Source organism: Companilactobacillus jidongensis (assembly GCF_003946575.1).
Taxonomy (GTDB): Bacteria; Bacillota; Bacilli; order Lactobacillales; family Lactobacillaceae; genus Companilactobacillus; species Companilactobacillus jidongensis.
The window spans coordinates 183,251-207,488 of sequence record NZ_RHOP01000005.1 but is presented as its reverse complement, the minus strand read 5'-3'; the positions used below and the strand labels follow the sequence as shown (position 1 = coordinate 207,488).

Below are 24,238 nucleotides of genomic sequence, written 5' to 3'. Positions count from 1 at the left end.
TGTGCATGAAAATAGGCATCCTCAATGAGGATGCCTATGGTTAAAAGTTATTCATCAATACTATTTGACAAAGAGCCTTTTTTTGTTTAATTATTCGTACTACTACTTGATGTACTGCTATCAACGTTCAACTTCAGATCCGGTGCACTACCACCATAACTTCTAATTTCATTCATGATGTCGATCAGCTTTTGCTTCTGGTCTTCCTTATCAGAATCATTATTTTTGTAGGCATCTTTAACCTTTTGTAATTGTGAATCATATTGTGTTTGCAGCTTAGATACTTTATCCTTACGTTCTTTATCACGTTGTTCTTCAAGAGTTTCCTTTTGAGCATCATAACCGGCGATCTTCTTGTTGTCCTTTTCAGATTGGAACATTGCTTGGCTCATATTAAGATCCTTTTGTAACTGCAAGATTTGATTATTGAATTTTATCTTAGCACTTTGTCGTTTGACATTAGCGTTCAAATAACGAATCTTCTGAATCTGATCAAGTTTTTTATCATACTGCGACTGCTTCTTGATCGGCGTTTCATTATATTTATCGATGGCTTTTTGAACCTTATGCTCACGACTGAACTCTTCTTTCTTAGTCAAGTGGTAGATGATTCGATAATCCATATTATAGAGACGATTGTCGTTCTTCGATTCTTGATCCTTGTTAAACTTATTGAAGTTAGTATCAATCACATCTTGAATACTTGGTTGCTTATTACTCTTAACGACTGTTAAGTTCTGACCACTTACTTTGACAGTACTTGGTTTCTTGAAGTCAGTGTCTTTTTCTTTCAACTGATCGACGAGATATTCACCTTCAGCCTTAAAAGTCGACATCGGTAGTGACTGCTCAGTTGCAGTTAATGACGAAGATACATCGTTACCAGTCCAATTGGCAATCGTAAACCCTTTGGTCATACCAACGAAGTAAGAATCCTTCGTATCATCAGTAGTACCTGTCTTACCAGCTGTGTGACTGTAGTTATCTAGGGCTGCAGCCTTGCCTAGACCATCAGTAATAACTGATTGCATGGTATTGAGCATCATATAACTAGCATCAGTGGTATAGATTTTTTTCTTCAAATGTGTGTTCTGATAAATATATCTTTCATGTGAAGTGTCATAGATACTCGTTAGATTACTTGGATGGATAAATTGTCCATTACGCGAGAATGAACTATAACCTGACGCCATTTCAGTTGTTGTGACACCATAAGTAAATCCACCAATCGCAACAATTGGATTATTATCTTGTGGTGCGATCCTGGCAAACTCCATTTTAGTTAGATTATTATAGTAAGTATGTTTCGTATCCTCAGAGGCTAATTTATATGCAACCGTATTGATCGAATTTTCCAAAGCATGACGAACCGTTGTCCTACCAGTATAGCCGTCATACCAGTTCGTAATACTATGACCTGACGCTGAACTAACGGCTGAGTCAATCACACTGCTCTGTGGTAAATATCCACGTTCAAAAGCCGGTGCGTAGGCTGTTAAAGGCTTAGCTGCTGAACCAGGTTGACGATAACCCATAATAGCTCGGTTGACCTGATCACCGTCAGTCGTACGTCCACCAACAATTGCCAGAACATCCCCAGTCTTATTATCAATGACGGTACTTGATACTTGTGGTGCTAGCTTGCCGTGAATATCCCTACCAGTATAGGCGGCATATTGTTTAGCAACGATACTTTCGATTTGATTTTGAATGTCCATATCGATTGACGTATGAATACTGTAACCACCATCCATTAATTCACCATGGGCACGTTCGTAGGCTTGTTGATATTCAGTATTATATTGTTTTCGCTGTGCATCCGTATTGAATTTGTATTTCATCGTGAAGCCTGATGACTTCATCAATTCTTCGGTCGCGCTGTAAACGGCGTAACTCAAGGCATAATTGTTAGAGACATCATTATCATACTTATGTTCGTTTACTTTTATCCCTAATGGACGTTTCCTAGCGTTATGGTATGTCGATTTACTGATCACACCGTTCTTATAGAATATGGATAAAACCATGTTGCGGCGCAACAATGATCTTTGCGGATAGTTTACTGGATCATAGTAGATCGGGTTGTTAGGGATGCCGACTAGCATGGCTATTTTATCAATTGATAAATCACTTTGATTTTGTGAGAAATAATAATTAGCCGCACTACTGAATCCGTATGAACCGTGGCCCATATAGACATCGTTAATATAGAATTCAAGAATCTGCTTCTTAGTAAACTTCTTCTCCAATTGTTGGGCGATAACCATTTCTTTTAATTTACGATTGAACGTCTGTGACTGATCCTTCAAGACAACATTTTTAACTAGTTGTTGCGTCAACGTCGAACCACCTTCAATTCGACGGCGCATGACTTTGGCTACTAGCGAACGCAGGATAGCATACGGATCGACACCGTGGTGAATGTAAAAACGCTGATCTTCTACTTTTACTAGTCCTTTGGTTATCTTCGAATTAATTTCATTTATCGGTGTATAATCAGAACTTGATTGAGACAACTTCTTGATGACCTTACCGTTACGATCATATATAACGGTGCTGTTTTTTGGCTTAAAGTCGCCTTTTGTCAGCCCTTGGCTATATGAATAACCATCAGCAATATTGTTTTTGATGTCGTAACCATACTTGGCCCAGAATAAACCAGTTCCAACCAAAATTAAGACAACAATAACTAAGATGACCCATGGCCATTTTCTATGTCGTTTAACATGTTTCCTTCTAAGATTTGTTTCTCTCATAATGACCCCTAATTAACATAGAATGTGATACCTGTTGAAACTTCAGACTTCAAGCTCGATAAATCAGATGAACTGATCTGCATACCATTGTTGTAACTCGAGCCACCGGCATAGATAAACCCGATCGTACTGCTACTACTGAAGTAAATTGAATTCGTCAATGCACTATTGTTCTTGAACCAGAAGACTGGTGTCGCTGAATTGAAGTCAGCTGTTGTATTATCCGCATCAGTAACATCCAAGTCCGATAGGGAATCGGTTGTCGCACCAGTCACGTATTGACCGAAGCTGCTATTGCTACTGTCAGTGATAATAGCATCTGATGAACCAGCTGAAACTAATCGCTTGATAGTATACTTACCTTTACTTACTTGTGAGCTCGAAACACTGATATAACCATCTTGAGCTACATACTTGCCGCCGACTTTTGTCATCAAAGCAAGATTATTCGAACTTGAATCATAGTACAAGACATACTTGCCAGTTAATCCAGCAGCTGTCAAAGCATCTTCAGCATCACTGGAGAAGTCCAAACTAGAAACGATATCAACTTGCGCTGGTGTATATTTCTCCGTTAATGGTGAGTTACGCAACTCCTCTAATTCTTGCTTAGCAGCCTCGACTTGTGTACTCTCACCTTGATGACTACTATAGTAATCACGCATTTTTTTAACAGCATCAGACCATTGTTTCTTGACAGTTTTATTCTTGATCAGCTTATAATAAGTACTAGACATCGAGACCTTCTTAAAACTCAAACTAGCATTATCTTCATTAAAAGCATCCCAGACTTTGGAAATATACTTATCAGCATCACGGGTCTGTTCATACCAGATTTGAATCGTATCCAGTTTGTTGCGTAGTTTTTGATAAACATCTTGATTCTTTTCTTTGAGCAAATTCTTATCTAACTTGTTGATCTTATCGTCATTCACATCATCACGATAATCACTCTTACCGTCATAGAGACTATTTATCTCAGCTGAGCGCTGCTTTCTAGCATTGACGTATTGTTCGAGCTCATGGTATTTTTTGACATTATCGGAAGTAACTACATATCCATCGGACACATCGATCAACTTGCCGATAGCATCCAACGAATGATAATCAAGATCAGTCTTCAAGACTTCTAACTCTTTGTCCTGATATTGACTAGATATTTTAGAAGTAACAACTGCATTGACCACTCCACGCGAGAGCATCACAAAAAATATTACCGCTGTAATAATACCAACAACCGCAGCGCCAATAACCATATAATCTTTGCTACCCCTTAAATCTTTCTTATCTTTCATTATTTTCTCCAAATACACATATCTTTTTGTATATTATATATATTAAGGTAACACACTTACAAAGGGTGAAAAATTTGAAAAAATTAAACAAAAAATATATCAAATGGTTTGTTTTGCTAGGACTAATTATTTTGGTCGGCATTGCTTATGGCTTCAACATCTACAACATTAAGAACAAAACTGTCGACAAGATATCTAGCATGACGATTCCATTTTCACTGATTGTTAATCCTAAGAATGTCGATGAAGGTATAGCACCAAAGTCGATCTCACTGAAAACTGGTGATATGGAAAAGACCAAGTTAAGGGCGATCAGCTTGGTTTCAACTATCAATGACAATTATCAGAACACTAAGGAGCTAGATTTTTTGTCTAGTGAGCAAGAAAAAAGTCTGCTCAAAAAAGTCGACAAAGAACCTCACCGTTATATTTATAAAATGACCTTACTGAACTTTGGACGTGATAACAATGGTAACTACATCACTGTCAGTTGCAATCGTTACGATGATACCAAAAATATCGTCAGTTATCGCTATCGCCTCTACTATAAAGACAACAATATAACTTCAGCCAAGTATCTGAATACCAAATCGAACAAATTCCCGCCTAAATATGTCATCGAAGATACTGAATTAGGTACATCGGGAATCGATCAAGCCAAGCCGTTCATGGAACGAATCAAAACTACTATAATCAATTCCAATTTAACAATGGCAAATGCGACTGATCCCGGTAATTTTAACCAGCTCTCGATCAACTTGGGATTGAACCCTGACGACAGTAACAATGGACTTTATAATTTAGCAAAGAATTCTAATTCACGAGTTACTAATTTTGGGATCGTCGGATATCAATTGTCTGACGTACCACGATACTCACGGATCTATTTGAAACAACAGACTAAAGATACTAGTTATTACTATACTTTGACCTTCAATCGTAATAGTAATAAATTCGTTAAGTTCCAACGGGGAATTATTTCTACTGATGATAAGAATTAGGGTATGTAAAAAGGAGCTAGAACTACTAACAAAAGTAGTTCTAGCTCCTTTTTTGTGGTTCTAAAATGCGTTTTGACACGCTCTTATGCATTCCAAACGTCATTAACTTCAATCGTTTGCTCACGATCAGGTCCTACTGAAACGGTCGCATATTCAACGCCTAGTTCACTCTTCAAGAAGTTCAAGTAATTTTGAGCTTCTTGTGGTAAATCACTAAGATTCTTAACTTGGGTAATATCATCATCCCAACCTGCGAAAGTCTTATAAACTGGTTTGCATTGAGCCAAGATATTCAAGTTTGCTGGATATTCATCAATGATCTTGCCATTCAAGTCATAACCCGTACATACTTTGATTTCTTTGAGTCCTGTCAAAACATCAAGACAGTTGAGTGATAGATGTGTCACACCAGAAACATTGGCTGAGTGACGCAAAACGACTGTGTCTAACCAACCAACACGGCGTGGACGATGTGTAACTGTTCCGTATTCATGACCAGCTTCACGCAAGAAATCACCAATTTCATTCTCTTGTTCAGTTGGGAATGGACCAGCACCAACACGTGATGTGTAGGCTTTAACAACACCAATAACATTGTCGATCAATGGAGCACCGATACCAGCACCAGTAGTAACACCACCAGCTGGATTAGATGAAGTAACATATGGATATGTACCATGGTCAATATCGAGCATGATCCCTTGTGCACCTTCAAATAATACGTTCTTACCGGCTTTTAATTCACGATTCAAGTACGCTGAAGTATCGATCACACGATCCTTCAAACTTTGACCAATTTCATAAAACTTGTTATAGATAGTATCAAAATCCATAGGTTCGGTCCCATAGATCTTAGTAAATAATTCATTCTTTTGTTTAAGATTCTCTGTTAATTCTTTTTTGAAAATATCTTTGTCTAAGATATCAGCCATTCTGATACCAACACGGGCAGCCTTGTCCATGTATGCAGGTCCGATACCACGATTAGTTGTACCGACCTTGGCATTACCTCTGGCTTGTTCTTGGCACTTATCCAATTGAATATGATATGGAAGGATCAATTGAGCACGGTTTGAAATCTTCAAGTTAGTTGTATCAACACCTTGATCATGAAGACGTTGTAACTCCTCTGCTAGAGATTCAATATTCAAAACCACACCATTACCGATTACACTAGTTTTGTCCGAATACAAAATACCTGATGGTACTGATCTTAACTTATAAACATTACCGTCGATATTCAATGTGTGTCCAGCATTGTCACCACCTTGATATCTGGCAATGATGTTAGCTTCTCCACTAAAGTAATCAGTAATCTTACCTTTACCTTCGTCACCCCATTGGGTTCCTACTACAACGACTGTTGTCATATCCAATTCTCCTCTTGCACTTTGTATTTGGGATTTTGGCTCATTAGTTTCTTATATAGTCTTCTATTCTGAAACACGCTCTAGTTTTCTGGAATATTAGCGATGGATGAGAACTTATTATAAGATTTCACGAACAATAGCTTTGCCGTTCCTCTCGGACCCGAACGATTTTTTCCGACGATAACTTCAACTTCGCCGACATCTTGATCCTCCTGATTTTCAGGTTCACTATTTTCACCGTCGCCTTCTTCATCTCGATAATAATCATCACGATATAAGAAAGCAACAATATCAGCATCCTGTTCAATTGAACCAGATTCACGGATATCTGACAACATGGGTCGCTTGTCTTGACGAGCTTCAACACCACGGGAAAGCTGTGATAGCGCGATTACTGGCACATGTAATTCTTTTGCTAATTTTTTTAAGTTACGAGAGATAACTGACACTTCTTGTTGTCTATTCTCTTGTCCAGTACCTTCGATCAATTGCAAATAATCAATAATTACTAGATCCAATTTTCCAGATTCTTTCAAAAGTCGACGACATTTTGATCTGATCTCGGCCATTTTCGAACCCGGTGTATCATCAATATAGACATTAGTTCTGGATAAACTTCCCATCGCTACAACTAAACTATTCCATTGATTTTCGTCCAATTGTCCGGTTCTAAGTGCATTAGCATCGATACTGCCTTCTGAACAAAGCATACGATTAACTAATTGTTCCGCACCCATTTCAAGTGAGAAGATAGCGACCGTAGCTTGATCCTTTGTCGCAGCATTTTGTGCTAAGTTCAGAGCAAAAGCAGTCTTACCCATACCCGGTCTAGCAGCTAGGATAACCAATTCATCTTTGTGTAGCCCAGTTGTCAAAGCATCTAAATCCTTATATCCAGTTGATAGCCCTGTAACATCGGAATCCTGATCATACAAGCGGTCGATTTCTTCAAAAGACGACTTAACAACATCTGAAATCTTTCGAAATCCTTTATGATTACGGTTTTCAGACACATCCATGATGTCACGTTCAGATTGATCGATGATCGTGTCAAGATCATCGTCCTCATCAAAACTACGACCAACGATGTTAGTCGCAGCGTTGATCAACCTTCTTAAGACCGATTTATTCTTAACGATTTTGGCATAATAGCCCGTATTAGCGGCCGTTGGTACAGAATTAGCCAGGTCAGCCAAATAACTGACCCCACCAACATCTTCGATCTGATTCATCTTATCTAGTTCGTTCTGAACCGTCACAACATCGACTGGCTCTTCGCGGTCATTTAAGTTGACCATCGCTTGGAATACTAATTGATTAGCGTGTTGATAGAAATCATCCGCTTCTACGTATTCCATCGCTTCAACTAATGCATCTTGACTAAGAAATACCGCCCCTAAGACAGCTTGTTCAGCATCTTTGTCATTGGGCGGTATGCGTGAAGTTATATCATTATTCATTTATTCCTAACTCTTTTCAACAATATGAACTCTTATAGTAGCTTCTACACCATCAAAAATCTTTGCGGGTACATTTATGTATCCAAGTGCTTTGGCTCCATCAGAGAGCACCATTTTGTGCTTGTCGACCTTCAAACCGTATTGCTTGTCGAGTTCTTCAGCAATCTTTTTAGTAGTAACTGAACCGAATAGTCTGCCATCAGTACCAGCCTTAGCTGAAATTTCAACAATCGTACTGTCCTTTTCGATCTCTGTCTTAAATTCTTTAGCTTCTGCTAATTCAGCTTGATAATCTTTTTCTTCACGATTTTGTTCAGCTGTTAGTTTGGCCATATTAGCCTTAGTAGCTTCGATAGCTTTGTTATTCTTGATTAAAAAGTTTTGTGCATAGCCTGAAGCAACGTTTTTAACTTCGCCCTTCTTGCCTTTTCCTCTAACATCTTGAGTAAAGATAACCTTCATAATAAAAACTCCTCCTACTTTTTACTACTGTCCGATAAAACATCAACTAATTGATCCTTAGCTTCATCAACTGTTACATCAGCAATCTGTGTGGCGGCGTCAGTCAAATGACCACCTCCACCAAGCTTCTCCATGATGACTTGAACATTGACTTTGCCCAAACTTCTGGCAGAAATACCAATGCGTCCGTCCGGTCGCTTACTGATGACGAATGATGCCTCAACATTATTCAATGATAACAATGTATCCGCGGCTTGAGCAACAATAACTGGATCATATGAACGGTCATTTTCACCGAAACAAACTGCCATTTTGCCGCCGACCATTGTAATAGTCTCGATCAGATGATTTCTTTGAATGAACGAATCAATATTTTCTTTTAATAAGTTTTGGATCAAAGCCTCATCTGCACCAACTGAACGCAAGTAACTAGCAGCGTCGAAGGTCCTAGTACCGGTTCTAAGTGAGAATGACTTCGTATCAACTGTGATACCAGCTAATAACGATGTGGCTTCGATCTTCTCAACTGATTTTTTGTTCTTTGGCTGATACTCAAGCATTTCTGTGATCAATTCACTTGTTGAAGATGCATATGGTTCAATGTAGATCAACATTGGATTCTCAGGGAATTCCTCACCACGTCTGTGGTGATCGATCACAACGACTTTTTCATTGGATTGATTAAATAACTTGGGATTGATCGAAATACTTTGCTTAGAATGATCCACCATTACGATCAAAGTATTGGCAGTTCGAAGATTCATCGATTCTTCCGGAGTCACAATATCATTTTTGATTTCTGGATCTTTATTGATCAGTTGTAACAACCGACTAACGTCTGTATGAATCGTCTTAGGATCGATGACCACCTTACAAGGCGTGTTATTCATCAATGCGATACGTCTGATACCTAATGAAGAACCGACAACATCCATATCTGGATGAGAATGCCCCATAACAATAACTTGGTCACTGTCCTTGAGTAATTCTTGCAAGGCCTCACTGATCATCCTTGCACGAACACGTGTTCGCTTCTCCATCGGGTCAGTATTCCCCCCATAGAAGCGGGCTTTTTTACCGATCTCTTTAACAACAACTTGATCTCCCCCACGACCCAAAGCCAAATTCAGGTTTTTCTGAGCTTCATCATTAAGTGTATTAAGATCATCCACTCCGTATGCAAAGCCCATGCTCAAGGTCAATGGCACATTTTGCTGTGACGTATATTCACGGATCGCATCCAAAATCTTAAAACCAGTTTCTTCCATCTTAAATACCTTCCCGGTATAAGCAACAATGAAGAAATGATCATCGTCGATCCGCTTCAAAAACATCTGTTCACGCGATGCCCAATTTGATAATTCATTCGTAATATAATTATCCAAATTAGAAATATCGCGATCACTCATTGACTGCGTAATTTCAGCGTAGTTATCCAAATAAACTTGACCAATCACTGAACGATTCTTTTCATAACGTCTCTCAATTTTTGAGTAGTGGGTAATGTCCATGAAATAAATTACTTTTAATTCAGTCTGAACTTGTACCAAATAGTACTTGTTACCGATCTGAATCGTTTTATGCTTACCATGATTTTCTTCATCCTCATCGTCATCAACAAACGATGCTAATTCGGATGAAATATCAGAAATATTCATGCTATACACCGAATCAATTCCCGTCTTCTCAACAAAATACGGATTGACCCACTGTACTTGCTTGTCATCATCATAGAGCAAAATTCCCAACGGATACTCAACAAAACTATTATCCGTTCCCCGATCAATTCGATATTGCAAATTATTAGTATACTTACCAGCTTTTTCTCCTAAAAGTAAAAATAAGTATATAAAAAGTACAAATGCAATCACAACTAATAGCGACTGAATGTAACCACTCCATGAGCCATGGATCAGTCCAACTATAAAAATCGATATCAACATAACAACTAACGAAACTGCCGTCAACTGTGTTGAGTAATCAACTCGAGAAAGGAAGAAACGCAGATTAGATTTTATCTTTTTCATATTAGTCCCCTCTTAGATATACCCTTTAATTTTATCACAGCCGGAGCCTATTTATAGAAAAAATAATCTACTCTAGCAGAACCATAAAATGGGTAAAAAAAAAGCCCGGACATATGTCCCGACCTGAATTTTCAAAAATTAGTCTTCTGCAACGAATGGTAGTAGAGCCATGATTCTTGCACGCTTGATAGCGATTGTAAGACTTCTTTGGTTCTTTGCACTTGTACCTGTAACACGTCTAGGCAAAATCTTACCACGTTCTGAGATAAATCTCTTAAGTAAGTCTGTGTCTTTGTAATCGATGTATTCGATATGGTTAGCTGCGATGAAGTCAACTTTACGTCTTCTACGTCCGCCACGTCTTTGTTGTGCCATTTTAGTCATCCCTTCTATATTAGAATGGTAAGTCATCATCTGATATGTCGATTGGTTTACTGTTATCAGCAAATGGATCGCTCATATTATTTGAGTTATTACTGTTATTGTTAGATTGATTATTGTTATTATTATTGTTGCCAAATGGAGACTGATTTGATGATTGATTTTGTTGATTGTTGTATGGAGCTTGATTTGGATTGCTGTTACTGTTGTTACCACTGTTGCTGTTACCACCAAAATTACTATTTGATGATCCAGAACTTCTCTTTTCACTTTCAGCTCTAGATTCTAGTAATGAGAAGTTATCGACGACAACTTCAGTTACATAGACTCTTTGACCTTGTTGATTTTCGTATGAACGACTTTGTAGGCGTCCATCGATTCCAACAAGTGAACCTTTATTAGTAAAGTTAGAGAAATTTTCAGCGGCCTTTCTCCAGATAACACAGTTGATGAAATCAGCTTCACGTTCACCTTGGGCGTTCGTGAATTGTCTATTTACAGCAACGGTGAAACTGGCAACGGCAGCCCCGCTAGATGTGTATCTAAGTTCAGGATCACGTGTCAGGCGTCCAACTAGTACAACTCGATTAATCATATGTCTGCCTCCTTAAAATGTTTCACGTGAAACAAATTAGTCTTCACGTTTAATGATCATGTGACGTAGCATGCTGTCATCGATCTTTGCAAGACGGTCGAATTCGTTGATAGATGCGTCATCGTTAGTATTTACATTAACAATATGGTAAATACCTTCTTTGTAATTAGCAATTTCGTATGCTAAACGTTTCTTTTCCCAGTCTTTTGAGTCGATTACGGTTGCGCCGTTGTCTGTAAGGATCTTGTCGTAACGATCGATAAGAACTTTCTTAGCGTCTTCTTCAATATCAGGTTTGATGATATATGTAATTTCGTAATGTGTCATAAATACTGCACCTCCTTATGGTCTAATGGTTCTACTGAAAGAACAAGGAGCATAAATTAACTACATTTTATACTCACAATGTTAGATTCTATCATAATTTTTCAGTGAATGCCACATTAATTTTCAATAAAAAACGTTTCTGCCTGACACGTATCCTGAACGATACATAATCAAATTACGCAGAAACGTCGATTATTTTTTTATTCTTCTGAATCACTATCTGAATCATCATTATTGGAATCTGTTCCATTATCATTTGAAACATCATCATTAGTTGAATCATCTAAGTTATCTGAAGTTTTTTCATTGTCTTTTTCTGAGGCTGATTCTTCGTCAACTTCTTCTTCTTGAATCTTAGCCATAGTTGAAACGATCGAATCATTGTCAACCTTGATCAATCTAACTCCAAGGGTAGCACGTCCTGTTTGTGACACACTGTCGACACTGAATCTGATCATGACGCCCTTGTCAGTGATCAACATAATGTCTTCATCACCATTAACAGCTGTGACACCAGCAATTGGTCCATTCTTCTCAGTTACATTAGCGGTCTTGATACCTTTACCACCACGGCCCTTGATTGGATATTCCTCAACAGAAGTTCTCTTACCATAACCCTTTTCAGAGATAGTTAAAACTTCTTCTCCGGCTTCAACAATCGATGAACCAACAACATAATCTTCATCACGTAATTTGATACCACGAACACCAGCAGCAGTACGTCCCATTGGGCGAACGTCGCTTTCTCTAAAGGTTACAGCATAGCCTTTATGTGTTCCGATAAAGATGACCTTATCGCCATCAGTCAAGAAGACATTGTCCAACTCATCCCCATCTTTGAGAGTGATCGAACGTAATCCTGAATGTCTGATGTTAGCAAAGTCAGTTACTGGTGTACGTTTAACAGTTCCGTACTTAGTTACGAAGAACAAGTATGAGTTCTCACGATCAACATCACGGTCAACATTGATAACTGTTTGAATCGTCTCACCCTTCTCGATATTCAGCAAGTTGATTACCGGAATACCCTTGGCCGTACGACCATATTCTGGCACCTCATATCCTTTGGTTCTGTAGACTTTACCAGTATTAGTAAAGAATAATAAACGATCATGAGTCGATGTGTAGATCATATGCTCGATAAAGTCATCATCATGAACACCCATTCCTTGAACACCACGGCCACCACGATTTTGAACACGGAATTCATCCATGGACAAACGTTTGATATAACCCTTGTGTGTCAAGACAATCAAGATGTTTTCTTCTTCGATTAGATCTTCATCCTCGATATTAGCAACTTCACTCGCACGAATCTCAGTTCTTCTAGGATCACCGAATTTTTCTTGAATATCCAGTAATTCATCATAGATAATCTTATCGATACGTTCTGGTTTTGCTAAAATATCTTCAAAGTCAGCAATCTTAACTAACAAATCTTGATATTCAGCTTCGACTTTTTCACGTTCCAAACCTGTCAAACGAACTAAACGCATATCAAGGATAGCCTGTGATTGTTTGTCAGATAATTCGAAACGATCCATCAAAGTTTGTTTAGCAATACTCGAAGTTTGTGAACCACGAATAACTTTGATGATCTCATCAATATGATCAAGTGCAATTCTCAATCCTTCAAGAATGTGAGCACGAGCTTGCGCACGACGCAATTCGTATTCAGTTCTACGTCTGATAACAACTTCTTGGTGCTTCAAATAATATAGCAAGACTTCCTTGAGCGACAAGACGCGTGGTGTCTTATCAACGATGGCAACCATGTTGATACCATATGAAATTTGAAGCTGTGTCAACTTGTACAAGTTGTTCAAGACAACTGAAGCACTCATATCACGACGAATATCGATCACGATACGCATTCCTTCACGATCCGATTCATCGTTCAAGTCAGTGATACCTTCAAGTTTCTTATCACGAGCCAGTTCGGCGATACGTTCTACTAAGTTGGCCTTGTTGACCATATATGGAAGCTCTGTAACGATGATCTGTTCAGCGCCGTTCTTCTTAGTTATAACGTCAACTTTGGCACGCAGAATAATCGTACCCTTACCATTCTCATAAGCCTTTCTGATACCAGAACGACCCATGATGATACCACCAGTTGGGAAGTCAGGACCAGGAATAACCTTCATCAAGTCAGCAATCGTAGCGTCTTTATTACGCATCAAAATATGTAACGCATCAATAACTTCTTTTAAGTTATGTGATGGAATATTAGTTGTCATACCAACGGCGATACCAGTTGCACCATTAACCAATAGGTTAGGGAATCTAGCTGGAAGTACCATTGGTTCTTTTTCTTCACCATCGTAGTTAGGAACAAGGTCGACAGTATCTTTGTTGATATCACGCAACATTTCAACTGCCATCTTGCTCATACGTGCTTCGGTATAACGCATAGCAGCAGGTGGATCACCATCGATCGAACCAAAGTTACCATGTCCATCAACTAATGGATAACGATAACTAAAGTCCTGCGCCATTCTAACCATTGATTCATAGATGGCCGAGTCACCATGAGGATGATACTTACCCATGATGTCACCAACGAAACGAGCACTCTTCTTATATGGCTTGTCAGGTGTAACGCCCAATTCATTCATACCGTATAGAATACGGCGGTGAACTGGTTTCAATCCATCACGTACATCTGGAAGCGCACGAGATACGATAACACTGGCAGCGTAATCGACGAAAGATTTTTTCATTACTTCCGTCAAATTAACATTTGCTATTCTTCTATCGTCCAATTTGCAACCCCCTAATAATCAACTTCAGCATAACGTGCATTATCTTCAATAAATATTCTTCTAGGTTCAACTTTGTCACCCATTAGCATTGAGAAGACCTTATTAGCTTCGATGGCGTCATCGAGGTTAACCCGATCTAACCTTCTCTTATCTGGATCCATAGTTGTATCCCACAATTGATCAGCATCCATTTCACCAAGACCCTTGTAACGTTGAATCTTTGGTTCTGGTTTTGCTGGTAATTGTGATACGAATTCGTCTTTTTCTTTATCAGTATCAAAGTATTGCATCATCTTACCTTGGCGTACTTGATACAAAGGTGGCTTAGCGATGTAAACATATCCTGCATCAACGATTGGACGCATATATCTATAGAGCAATGTCAAAAGTAGCGTTCTGATATGCGCACCATCGACATCGGCATCAGTCATGATGATTACTTTGTGATAACGAGCTTTGGAAATATCAAAGTCTTCCCCAAAACCAGTTCCCATAGCTGTAAATAATGTTCTAATTTCTTCATTAGCTAAGATTTTATCCATTGAAGCTTTTTCAACGTTCAAAATCTTTCCACGAATAGGCAAAATGGCTTGTGTTAAACGTGAACGACCTGTCTTAGCTGAACCACCGGCTGAATCACCCTCGACGATAAATAATTCAGAAATTGCGGGATCTTTACTAGCATTGTCAGCTAGCTTACCAGGTAGATTACTGATCTCTAAGCCGTTTTGCTTACGAGTAACTTCACGGGCACGTTTGGCAGCCATACGCGCTCTAGTGGCTAAACTACCCTTCTCAACAATCTTTTTAGCAACACCAGGATTCTCCATCATGAACTTCATGAAGTGTTCGCTGAACAATCTATCAGTGATCGTTCTTGCATCTGAGTTACCAAGTTTTGTCTTAGTTTGACCTTCGAATTGTGGATCTGGATGCTTAACACTGACAACTGCCGTCATACCTTCACGGACATCTTCACCAGACAACTTTTCAGTATCCTTTAACAGTTTGTTCTTATGGGCATAATCATTGATTACACGCGTTAAAGCAGTCTTGAATCCAACTTCATGAGTACCACCTTCGTAGGTGTGAATGTTATTGGCAAAAGTCATCAAGTTAGTATGGAATTCATCAGTGTATTGCAAGGCAACTTCAACCGTGACACCATCTTGAACACCTTCGAGATAGATAGGCTCGTCAAAGACGACTTCCTTATCCTTGTCCATGAACTCAACGTAACTCTTAATACCACCTTCATAGTGGAAGACCAGCTTTTCAGCCGTCTCTGCACGTTTGTCAGTAAAAGTTAATTTGAGACCTTTGTTTAAGAAAGCTAATTCACGAATTCTAGTTGTTAAAACTTTGTCATCATAAACAGTTGTTTCAGTAAAGATATCAGGATCCGGAACAAAATGAACTAGTGTACCATGCTCAAACTCCGGAGCATCTCCAACAATGTGCATGGGGTTTTTAACTTTACCCTTTTCAAAGTTGATGCCATATTTCTTTCCGGCACGAGTAACGACAACTTCTAGTTTGCTACTCAAGGCGTTAACTACCGAAGCACCAACACCGTGAAGTCCACCAGAAACCTTATATCCGCCACCGCCAAATTTACCACCGGCGTGTAAGATCGTATAAACAGTTTCAAGTGCTGGCTTACCAGTTTTCTTTTGAATATCAATGGGAATACCACGACCATCATCGAAGACAGTGATTGAATTATCAGGTTCAACTGTCACATCGATCTTTGTCGCAAAACCAGCTAAGGCTTCATCAATACCATTATCGATAATTTCCCAAACTAGGTGATGTAAACCTTGCTTACTAGTAGAACCAATGTACATACCCGGTCTTTTACGAACGGCTTCAAGTCCTTCAAGAACTTGAATTTGGCTAGCGTCATATTCTTCGGCTAGTTCTTCTTTTTTCTCTAGTTCAGCTTTTCTACTGTTTTCAGCCATTAAACTTCCTCCTGTTGAACTTTTCCATTAGTAATATTTAAAATATTCGGATTCTTTACGATCGATGAGTCGACATCTTCTAGCGACGTTGTTGTGATAAAGGTTTGAATGCCACGACCAATTGACGAAAGCAAATGGGTTTGACGTTTTTGATCCAGTTCCGACAAAACATCGTCCAATAATAAAATTGGATAATCTCCCACTTGTTCTTTTATCAATTCGACCTCAGCTAATTTCAAACTCAGAGCAACTGAACGCTGCTGACCTTGCGAACCGAAATCTTGAACATTCTTATCATTGATCAAAAATTTAATATCATCTCGATGTGGTCCAAAGAGAGTCACACCACGTTGAATTTCTTTTTGAGCGTTATCTTTGAAAGCTTGTTTATAAATATCATAAATATCTTCTAAAGATTTTTCGTTGCTGTCATAAAAGCTCGAGTAGACAATTTTCAAAACTTCTTGATGATCTGTGATTTGATCATGAATTTTTTCGATGTGCGCTTGAAGCTTTTTCAGAAAATCAAGACGTGTTTTCACAACTTCCGCGCAATAAGCTGAAAGCTGATCAGACAAGACCTCTAAATAGACTAGATCTTTAGTTTGATGGTGCTGGAGTCTTTTGAGATATGCATTACGTTGTTTCAAGACTTGTCTGAATTGACTGACCGTCTTCAAATATTGTGACGATATCTGACCGAACTCCATATCAATAAATTTCCGGCGGATTCCAGGATTGCCTTTGACAATCGATAAATCCTCCGGAGAAAACAAAACAACGTTTAAATTCCCTATATAGCTAGATAATTTGCGTTGTTCTAAATTATTCAGTTTTGCTTTTTTTCCTGACTTACTGATGACTAAGTCCAATTTCAATTGACTAGAATTATCCTTGATCACCACACCAGAAATTCTGGCAAATTCACTGCCCCACCTAATTAAATCTTTGTCATTTGACGTTCGATGGCTTCTGGTCAAAGCTAAAAAATACATAGCCTCTAATAAATTTGTTTTACCCTGGGCATTGTGTCCCAAAAAAACATTAATGTTTGGTGAAAAACCAATCTCTAAAGACTCGTAGTTACGATAATTCTGAAGTCGCAGATTCTTTATATACAATTATTCGATTTCAAAACTTTGATCAGCAACTACAACTACATCGCCTTTGCGCAACTTCTTGCCACGACGGTTTTCCGGTTCACCATTAAGACTGACTGAATTCTCTCTTAGATACCACTTAGCTTGTCCGCCGGTCGCAATGATGCCAGCGTCCTTGAGTAATTGACCTAATGTGATAAATTCAGTATCGATTGTTATTTTTTGCGACATATTAACACCCTATTTATTAGATTTGTACCATTAAAGACATAGGATAATTATAGTTGTTTTCACACCAAAAAACAACTTAAACGTAATTTACAGGCTCTCTGAGCAATTTTTGACAAAACTAGTATCCACCCACTAAAAAAGCTTTAAAAAACTCTAAAAGCAAAAAATACAGCTTAAAACCGTAATACGTAAAAAAAAGAGTCCAGAACGAAATGTTCTGAACTCTTTTCATCCGGTAAAGGATTTTTTTAGAATGTTCTAACTGGTGTAATTAATTGCACAAAGTTCTCTTTATCATCCACGGGACGTAATGTGAACGGATGAAGCGGAGATGTGAAACTCATTTCGATCATTGTATTACTTCCAAATGATCTCAACGCATCTTTTAGATAATCAGGATTGAATGAAATATCTAAGTCTTCTCCGTCAAGATTTTCGAAATCAAGAACTTCTTCAACGGTACCGACTTCTGGAGAATTTCCATAAAGTGTTGCCTTCTTATCCGCTGACTTGATTTCCAGTTTAATAACATTGTTACGACTTTCGTGTGAAAGAAGTGAAGCACGTTCAACGGAGGCAAGTAGACTTGAAGTATCAAAAGTCAATCTAGTATTTGAATCCTCTGGGATCAAACGATCTGTTTCGGGATATCTTCCATCCAACAGACGTGAATAGAACATAACGTTGTCGAAACTGTACAAAACTTGATTTTCAGAAATAGACATTTTGATCTCTTTGACAGAGTCACTGATAGTTCTGACTAATTCAGTCAAACTCTTACCAGGAATGATCAAGTTGTATTCTTCATCACTTGTGATATTTATCTTTCGTTGTGAAAGACGGTGTGAGTCAGTAGCAACTAACGTCAAACCTTCACTATTGATAATGAAGTTGACTCCAGTTAGAACCGGACGACTTTCCTGATTAGAAACAGCGATGACAGTTTGATTAACAACTTCCTTAAACAGGTCAGTTGGAAAAGTTAGTTGGTTGTCTGTTTCAACTTCAGGTAAATGTGGATAATTATTTGCATCCAGACCATTGATTGTAAACTCTGAAACTCCGGATGTAATTAAAGTCTGATTATTGTTCAAAACTTCTAGTTCAAAATTGTCACCAGGTAGTTTTTTGATGATTTCATTGAAGAATCTTGCTGGTAAAACGATTGATCCAGTGCTTTCAATGTTTAAATCATTGTCACTGTCTTCTTTTGAAATAAATGCAGTGATAGAAATATCTGAATTACTGCCGGTAATTGTTAAACCTGATTCAGTTAGGTCTAATTTCATCCCAGTTAATATTGGAATAGTTGTTTTGGTTGAAATCGCACGTTGGACATTTGTAGTCTGATTTACGAATTTTGTTCGATCGATTGAGAATTTCATTTGCTGTACTCCTTATTTTAATTAATTAATATATAAATAGCAGTAGTAGTAGGGGCTGTTGATTCTGTGGATAACTATTTAAACCCTAACAGACTGTTGAAAAAATCCTGTTATCAACAGCTGTGGATAAGCTTGGATAAACTAGAAAGTTATTAACATGTTAATTTCTTAATTCATCTTTCAGTTCATTAACAGCCAGTTTTGTTTCGTCATCTTTTATGACTAACTCGGCTATTTTATCACATGAATGCATTACTGTCGTATGATCCTTGCCACCGAATTCCATTCCAATCTGTGGAAGTGACTTGTCAGTCAGCTCTCTAGATAAGTACATGGCAATTTGTCGTGGCACCACAATCGTTTTGACACGCTTTTTACCTTTTAAGTCATTAATAGAGACATGATAATATTTGGCGACTTTATTTTGGATGTTAGCAATTGAAAGTCCCTTTTTTTCTTTTGATAATTTAAAGAGTTTCAAAGCATCCGCAGCGACTGATTTAGTTATATCCGCGTTTTCGAGAGTTGAGTAAGCTTGAACACGAATTAAGGCGCCTTCTAGTTCACGGACGTTAGTATCGACTTGTTCGGCAATATATGACAAAGTGTCATTAGGAATTTCCAGTTTTTCAGCTTCAGCTTTATTTCGTAAAATAGCAATTCTAGTTTCCAGATCCGGTGCGGTTATATCAACAGATAGGCCCCATTTGAAACGGGAGACTAGTCTTTCTTGTAATTTGGGAATTTCATTTGGCAGACGATCAGAAGTCATAACGATTTGTTTGCCATTGTCATGTAATTCATTGAAGGTGTGGAAAAACTCTTCTTGAGTCCCCTCTTTTTCAGCGAAGAATTGAATATCATCTATTAGTAGAAGATCAACGTTTCGATATTCCTGACGGAAATCATCTTGAGTTCTGGTTTGGATCGAGTTGATGAAGTCATTAGCGAAAGTTTCACTAGTAACGTATTTTACTTTGGCACCGGGATCGATTTTGATCATTTGATGTCCAATAGCTTGCATCAAGTGGGTCTTACCTAATCCCACGCCACCGTAAATAAAAAGTGGATTATAAATAACTCCGGGTTCTTCAGCCACTGCTAGGGCTGCAGCATGTGCCATCTGGTTACCGGATCCGGTAATGAAAGAATCAAAAGTATATTTAGGATTTAAGTGAGAGTTATGGAAAACATGACCCTCATTTTTTTGATTTGTTTCAGTTTCTTTGGGAGCTTTTTCCAGAGGTTTTTCACTTTTAGCATGTTCATCCTCTGTTTCGATGATCGGATTGAGTTCAACACCGTTGAATTCATAAGAATAAATAGCAATATCTTCGGCATAATGACGTTCCCAATAATCTTTGTGAAGTTCAGTTGGAACAGTGATATATATGTCGTTTCCTTTGATGTACAAAGGTTTGGCGCTTCCGACCCAAGTTGTGTAGCTGACTGAGGTTAAACTTTTTTTGAGTTTTTCAGTTAAATAATCCCAAAAGTCAGTTAAAGCAGAATCGGATGAATTATTTATGTTTTGCACGAATTTCCCCCCAATCACAGTTATGTATTAATTTTTTTCCGGAAAAATGACATTATATAGTTTATCATTGTATAAAATAGTTTTCCACAGAACAGATGTTTAAGTTTTTTATTTTTTTAAATATTAGTTTTCCACACATTGTGAACAGATAAATAAAATTTTAAACAGCATGTTTATCTAGAAAATCAGGATCTGTGGATTTGAGTGGATATTTTCAGTTATTAACACAGTTTTCCACAGCTAAGTATACCAGAATGTCGCTTGGTGCGGGCATTTAAAGAAAATAATAACTGAATTTTTAAACCTGTGGAAAACTAAAACACAGTAAAAAAAGTCGCTGGAAAAGTCTGTTGATCGTCTTGTGCATAACTTTTCTTAGTAACTTAATCCACAGATTATCCACAAGATGAAATTGCGAAAAGAATTTCATTAAATTTCCTACTATAGAAAATTTGGTATTTAAATTCCGTGAAAAGCATGGTATTATATACGAGCAATTGTCTGAAGAAGTTTATATTTTGAAATTAAAAGTTTAAAGTCAGGAGGTTTATTGAATGACTACAAAGAGAACATATCAACCAAAGAAGCGTCATCGTGAACGCGTCCATGGTTTCATGAAAAGAATGAGCACAAGTAATGGTCGCAGGGTTCTTGCAAGACGCCGCAAAAAGGGTAGAAAAGTATTATCAGCTTAGTTTTGGAGGATCACTAATTTTTGGTGGTCTTTTTTTATTACAACTTAAGAGACTAGAGATTATGGTGACATATGAGAAAAAGTTATCGAATTAAAAAAGAAAATGAATACCAATATGTCTATTCAAAAGGAAAGTCGTTCGCAAATCGAAATTTTGTTTTGTATACAATGCCTAAAGAAGGCCAAAAACATTTTCGAGTTGGACTTTCAGTAGGTAAAAAGGTTTCCCACACAGCTGTTGGACGTAACCGTGTCAAAAGATACGTGCGCCAATCTCTCTTGGAATTAAAACCTGAAATACCAGCAGAATTAGATTTTTTGATCATTGCCAGAAAACCTTCTGTTGATTTGGACATGTTTGAAACGAAAAAAAATATCGTACATTTACTAAAATTGGGTAAAATAGTAGGGTAAGAAAAATATATAGACTTATGGGTGTAAAAGGTGAATAAAAAAAGCTTAAAAAAATACTTAGGTGTTGCACTCTTATTGAGTGTGGTTCTAGTTTTAGCCGGTTGTTCTAACCTAAATGAGCCGATTACTAGTAGCAGTACTGGATTTTGGGATCACTATATCCTTTATAGTTTCTCAAGATTTATCCTGTGGCTAGCATCTCTTGTTGGGAACAGCTATGGTTGGGCGATTGTACTCTTTACTGTTGTAATTAGAGTTATTTTGTTGCCACTTAACTGGTTCCAAATCAGAAGTATGAATAAACAAATGAAGATTCAACCTCAAATGCAGGCTCTTCAAAAGAAATATTCTGCTAAAGATGTTGATACGCAACAATCGTTACGTGAAGAGACACAAAAGTTATATAGTGAAGCTGGAGTTAATCCAGTCGCTGGTTGTTTGCCACTAGTTGTCCAAATGCCAGTTATGTTTGCTTTGTATCAAGCAATTTATAAGACAACACAATTACGTGATGGTAGTTTCTTGTGGATGCAATTAGGTAAGGCTGATCCGTACTACATTATGGCTATCTTAGCCGCCGCCTTTACTTTCTTGAGTACTTACATGTCAAGTTACTCACAGCCAACACAAAACGCTACAACGAAGTTGATGACATATGTAATGCCGATCTTTATCTTCGTTCCAGCTTTAACATTCCCATCAGCTATCACAATTTATTGGGTTGTTACTAATGCGTTCCAAGTTCTTCAGACATTGGCTTTCCAGAATCCGTTCAAGTATCGTCGTGAACAGAGAGAAAAGGAAGAAGCAGAGCGTGAAAAAGAACGTAAACTTAGAAGAGCTAAGAAACGTGTCTATAAGCGTCGTAAATAATTGACAATTGAAACAAATGTCGTTAAGATGTTTTAGAAATTTGTTTTGAATAAATTGTTATATATAGAAAAAGTAGTCAAAGTGCTTTTCCGTCTTTTTGAGGCGGATTGTGCACTTTTTTTGTGCCTTGAAACAGAGAGTGGAGGAATTTAACTTCCGTAACTCGTTTCAAACAACATAAATTAAATAATAATAAAACCAAAGGAGATCAAAATGGCAACAGTAACTGAATATGACACTATTGCAGCTATTTCAACCCCACCTGGGGAAGGTGGTATTTCAATCGTTCGTGTTTCTGGAGATCAAGCGGTCGAAATTGCACAAAAAATTTATAAAGGCAAAAACTTAGCTAATGTGCCCACCCACACGATCAACTACGGTCACATCTATGATCCAACTGATAAAAGTCTAGTTGATGAGGTCATGGTCTCCGTTATGCGTGCGCCTAAAACTTTCACTCGTGAAGATGTTGTCGAGATAAATACTCATGGTGGGATCGTACCAACTAACAAAGTCTTGCAGCTGTTGATCGGTGCTGGTGCCAGAATGGCAGAACCTGGAGAATTCACTAAACGTGCTTTCTTAAATGGTCGAATCGACTTAACAGAAGCCGAATCTGTCATGGATCTGATCCGGGCTAAGACTGACAAGGCTATGCAAGTAGCCGTTAATCAATTAGATGGTAATTTGAATCATTTGATTTCAAACTTACGTCAAGAAATTCTCGATGCTCTGGCTCAAGTTGAAGTAAATATTGATTATCCTGAGTACGATACAGAACAAATGACAACTAAGATGTTGTTAGAAAAGTCTAGATTGGTTGGCTCTAATATTGACAGTTTGTTAAAAACAGCTGATTCTGGTGAGATCTTACAACACGGATTAGCTACGGCGATTGTCGGTAAGCCTAACGTTGGTAAGTCTAGTTTATTGAATCGCCTACTCGATGAAGATAAGGCCATCGTAACCGATGTTGCGGGTACGACGCGTGATGTAGTTGAACAATATGTCAATATTGATGGCGTACCGCTGAAACTGATCGATACCGCTGGTGTGCGTGATACAGAAGATAAGGTCGAAAAAATCGGGGTTGAACGTTCACTTAAAGCTTTAAGTGATGCTGATTTAGTTATTTTAGTTTTGGATTCTAGTCGTAAACTAGAAGCTGATGATATTGAATTGTTAGATGCTACAAAAGAAAAACGTCGCATTATTATCTTCAACAAAAATGATTTGGTACCCGTTATAACGCCTGAAAGTGTCGAACAATTGAAGAGTGATGATATTATCATCGTTACTTCAGCCATTAAGAATGATGGTATTGATACGATCAAGGAAACAATTGGAAAAATCTTCAATGCTGGTATCGAAGACAGCAGTACTGATGTGATTATTACCAGTGCTCGACAAGCTGGACTTTTACGTCAGGCTAAAGAAAACCTCAATGATGTTATTTCTGGTATTGAAGCCGGAATGCCAATTGATTTGGTTCAGATCGACATGACTTCGTGTTGGGATACATTGGGTGAAATAACAGGTGAGAGTTATCCAGATGAGTTGATAACACAACTATTCTCACAATTCTGCTTAGGAAAATAGAA

General features: G+C 38.0%; 20 protein-coding genes. 5 read left to right on the top strand and 15 right to left on the bottom strand.

Features of this window, described 5'->3' with window-relative positions; genetic code table 11:
• Positions 1-86 precede the first annotated feature (86 nt).
• Positions 87-2,756 (bottom strand): transglycosylase domain-containing protein, encoded by a 2,670-nt coding sequence (locus EKM68_RS04735; protein WP_125588512.1) that lies wholly within the window; start codon positions 2,754-2,756, stop codon positions 87-89.
• A gap of 8 nt (positions 2,757-2,764) precedes the next feature.
• The gene (locus tag EKM68_RS04730) at positions 2,765-4,051 is read right to left on the bottom strand and encodes a hypothetical protein (RefSeq protein ID WP_125588511.1); all 1,287 of its coding nucleotides are present in this window, start codon (positions 4,049-4,051) and stop codon (positions 2,765-2,767) included.
• 74 nt (positions 4,052-4,125) lie between these two features.
• Between EKM68_RS04730 and EKM68_RS04725 the strand changes: the two genes are divergently transcribed.
• Positions 4,126-5,052, top strand: a complete 927-nt coding sequence (locus tag EKM68_RS04725; RefSeq protein WP_125588510.1) for a hypothetical protein — start codon at positions 4,126-4,128, stop codon at positions 5,050-5,052.
• An 83-nt stretch (positions 5,053-5,135) separates the two neighbouring features.
• On the opposite strand, the gene EKM68_RS04720 is transcribed toward EKM68_RS04725, so the two are convergent.
• The 13 genes from EKM68_RS04720 to dnaA form a co-directional block, all read right to left on the bottom strand.
• A complete protein-coding gene (locus EKM68_RS04720) occupies positions 5,136-6,422 on the bottom strand; it encodes an adenylosuccinate synthase (RefSeq protein WP_125588509.1) in 1,287 nt (428 codons plus the stop codon).
• An 80-nt stretch (positions 6,423-6,502) separates the two neighbouring features.
• The gene (gene dnaB, locus EKM68_RS04715) at positions 6,503-7,882 is read right to left on the bottom strand and encodes a replicative DNA helicase (protein ID WP_125588508.1); all 1,380 of its coding nucleotides are present in this window, start codon (positions 7,880-7,882) and stop codon (positions 6,503-6,505) included.
• Between the two features lie 6 nt (positions 7,883-7,888).
• Positions 7,889-8,344 carry a 50S ribosomal protein L9 gene (rplI, locus tag EKM68_RS04710; RefSeq protein ID WP_125588507.1) on the bottom strand — a complete coding sequence of 152 codons (456 nt, stop codon included), beginning with the start codon at positions 8,342-8,344 and terminating at the stop codon, positions 7,889-7,891.
• 14 nt (positions 8,345-8,358) lie between these two features.
• The gene (locus EKM68_RS04705; protein ID WP_125588506.1) at positions 8,359-10,371 is read right to left on the bottom strand and encodes a DHH family phosphoesterase; all 2,013 of its coding nucleotides are present in this window, start codon (positions 10,369-10,371) and stop codon (positions 8,359-8,361) included.
• Between the two features lie 138 nt (positions 10,372-10,509).
• A complete protein-coding gene (gene rpsR / locus EKM68_RS04700; protein ID WP_025025051.1) occupies positions 10,510-10,746 on the bottom strand; it encodes a 30S ribosomal protein S18 in 237 nt (78 codons plus the stop codon).
• Between the two features lie 19 nt (positions 10,747-10,765).
• Positions 10,766-11,347 (bottom strand): single-stranded DNA-binding protein, encoded by a 582-nt coding sequence (gene ssb / locus EKM68_RS04695; RefSeq protein ID WP_125588505.1) that lies wholly within the window; start codon positions 11,345-11,347, stop codon positions 10,766-10,768.
• A 36-nt stretch (positions 11,348-11,383) separates the two neighbouring features.
• A complete protein-coding gene (rpsF, locus tag EKM68_RS04690) occupies positions 11,384-11,674 on the bottom strand; it encodes a 30S ribosomal protein S6 (protein ID WP_125588504.1) in 291 nt (96 codons plus the stop codon).
• Positions 11,675-11,874: 200 nt separating this feature from the next.
• Positions 11,875-14,397 (bottom strand): DNA gyrase subunit A, encoded by a 2,523-nt coding sequence (gyrA, locus tag EKM68_RS04685; protein WP_404810795.1) that lies wholly within the window; start codon positions 14,395-14,397, stop codon positions 11,875-11,877.
• 53 nt (positions 14,398-14,450) lie between these two features.
• Positions 14,451-16,403, bottom strand: coding sequence for a DNA topoisomerase (ATP-hydrolyzing) subunit B (gene gyrB / locus EKM68_RS04680; protein ID WP_125588502.1), 1,953 nt, complete (start codon positions 16,401-16,403; stop codon positions 14,451-14,453).
• Positions 16,403-17,524, bottom strand: a complete 1,122-nt coding sequence (gene recF, locus EKM68_RS04675) for a DNA replication/repair protein RecF (protein WP_125588501.1) — start codon at positions 17,522-17,524, stop codon at positions 16,403-16,405. Before recF ends, gyrB begins: the two co-directional genes overlap by 1 nt.
• Positions 17,525-17,734, bottom strand: a complete 210-nt coding sequence (yaaA, locus tag EKM68_RS04670) for a S4 domain-containing protein YaaA (RefSeq protein ID WP_125588500.1) — start codon at positions 17,732-17,734, stop codon at positions 17,525-17,527.
• A 248-nt stretch (positions 17,735-17,982) separates the two neighbouring features.
• Complete coding sequence (gene dnaN, locus EKM68_RS04665) at positions 17,983-19,119, bottom strand: DNA polymerase III subunit beta (RefSeq protein WP_125588499.1); 1,137 nt, start codon at positions 19,117-19,119, stop codon at positions 17,983-17,985.
• Positions 19,120-19,279: 160 nt separating this feature from the next.
• Positions 19,280-20,656 carry a chromosomal replication initiator protein DnaA gene (gene dnaA / locus EKM68_RS04660; protein WP_125588498.1) on the bottom strand — a complete coding sequence of 459 codons (1,377 nt, stop codon included), beginning with the start codon at positions 20,654-20,656 and terminating at the stop codon, positions 19,280-19,282.
• A gap of 554 nt (positions 20,657-21,210) precedes the next feature.
• On the opposite strand from dnaA, the gene rpmH reads away from it, so the two are divergent.
• The 4 genes from rpmH (at position 21,211) to mnmE (ending at position 24,236) form a co-directional block, all read left to right on the top strand.
• The gene (gene rpmH / locus EKM68_RS04655) at positions 21,211-21,351 is read left to right on the top strand and encodes a 50S ribosomal protein L34 (protein WP_076614082.1); all 141 of its coding nucleotides are present in this window, start codon (positions 21,211-21,213) and stop codon (positions 21,349-21,351) included.
• A gap of 71 nt (positions 21,352-21,422) precedes the next feature.
• The gene (gene rnpA, locus EKM68_RS04650; protein ID WP_125588497.1) at positions 21,423-21,764 is read left to right on the top strand and encodes a ribonuclease P protein component; all 342 of its coding nucleotides are present in this window, start codon (positions 21,423-21,425) and stop codon (positions 21,762-21,764) included.
• A 30-nt stretch (positions 21,765-21,794) separates the two neighbouring features.
• The gene (locus tag EKM68_RS04645) at positions 21,795-22,637 is read left to right on the top strand and encodes a YidC/Oxa1 family membrane protein insertase (protein ID WP_125588496.1); all 843 of its coding nucleotides are present in this window, start codon (positions 21,795-21,797) and stop codon (positions 22,635-22,637) included.
• A gap of 213 nt (positions 22,638-22,850) precedes the next feature.
• Positions 22,851-24,236, top strand: coding sequence for a tRNA uridine-5-carboxymethylaminomethyl(34) synthesis GTPase MnmE (mnmE, locus tag EKM68_RS04640; protein ID WP_125588495.1), 1,386 nt, complete (start codon positions 22,851-22,853; stop codon positions 24,234-24,236).
• Positions 24,237-24,238: the final 2 nt, after the last annotated feature.

Excerpts from the sequence above, each read along its gene's own strand:
- yaaA (WP_125588500.1), bottom strand. The coding sequence starts at position 17,734 with ATGTCGCAAAAAATAACAATCGATACTGAATTTATCACATTAGGTCAA.
- EKM68_RS04730 (WP_125588511.1), bottom strand. The coding sequence starts at position 4,051 with ATGAAAGATAAGAAAGATTTAAGGGGTAGCAAAGATTATATGGTTATT.
- rpsF (WP_125588504.1), bottom strand. The coding sequence starts at position 11,674 with ATGACACATTACGAAATTACATATATCATCAAACCTGATATTGAAGAA.
- rplI (WP_125588507.1), bottom strand. The coding sequence starts at position 8,344 with ATGAAGGTTATCTTTACTCAAGATGTTAGAGGAAAAGGCAAGAAGGGC.
- dnaN (WP_125588499.1), bottom strand. The coding sequence starts at position 19,119 with ATGAAATTCTCAATCGATCGAACAAAATTCGTAAATCAGACTACAAAT.
- rpmH (WP_076614082.1), top strand. The coding sequence starts at position 21,211 with ATGACTACAAAGAGAACATATCAACCAAAGAAGCGTCATCGTGAACGC.
- gyrB (WP_125588502.1), bottom strand. The coding sequence starts at position 16,403 with ATGGCTGAAAACAGTAGAAAAGCTGAACTAGAGAAAAAAGAAGAACTA.
- EKM68_RS04720 (WP_125588509.1), bottom strand. The coding sequence starts at position 6,422 with ATGACAACAGTCGTTGTAGTAGGAACCCAATGGGGTGACGAAGGTAAA.
- ssb (WP_125588505.1), bottom strand. The coding sequence starts at position 11,347 with ATGATTAATCGAGTTGTACTAGTTGGACGCCTGACACGTGATCCTGAA.
- rnpA (WP_125588497.1), top strand. The coding sequence starts at position 21,423 with ATGAGAAAAAGTTATCGAATTAAAAAAGAAAATGAATACCAATATGTC.
- mnmE (WP_125588495.1), top strand. The coding sequence starts at position 22,851 with ATGGCAACAGTAACTGAATATGACACTATTGCAGCTATTTCAACCCCA.
- EKM68_RS04705 (WP_125588506.1), bottom strand. The coding sequence starts at position 10,371 with ATGAAAAAGATAAAATCTAATCTGCGTTTCTTCCTTTCTCGAGTTGAT.
- rpsR (WP_025025051.1), bottom strand. The coding sequence starts at position 10,746 with ATGGCACAACAAAGACGTGGCGGACGTAGAAGACGTAAAGTTGACTTC.
- gyrA (WP_404810795.1), bottom strand. The coding sequence starts at position 14,397 with ATGAAAAAATCTTTCGTCGATTACGCTGCCAGTGTTATCGTATCTCGT.
- EKM68_RS04735 (WP_125588512.1), bottom strand. The coding sequence starts at position 2,756 with ATGAGAGAAACAAATCTTAGAAGGAAACATGTTAAACGACATAGAAAA.
- dnaB (WP_125588508.1), bottom strand. The coding sequence starts at position 7,882 with ATGAATAATGATATAACTTCACGCATACCGCCCAATGACAAAGATGCT.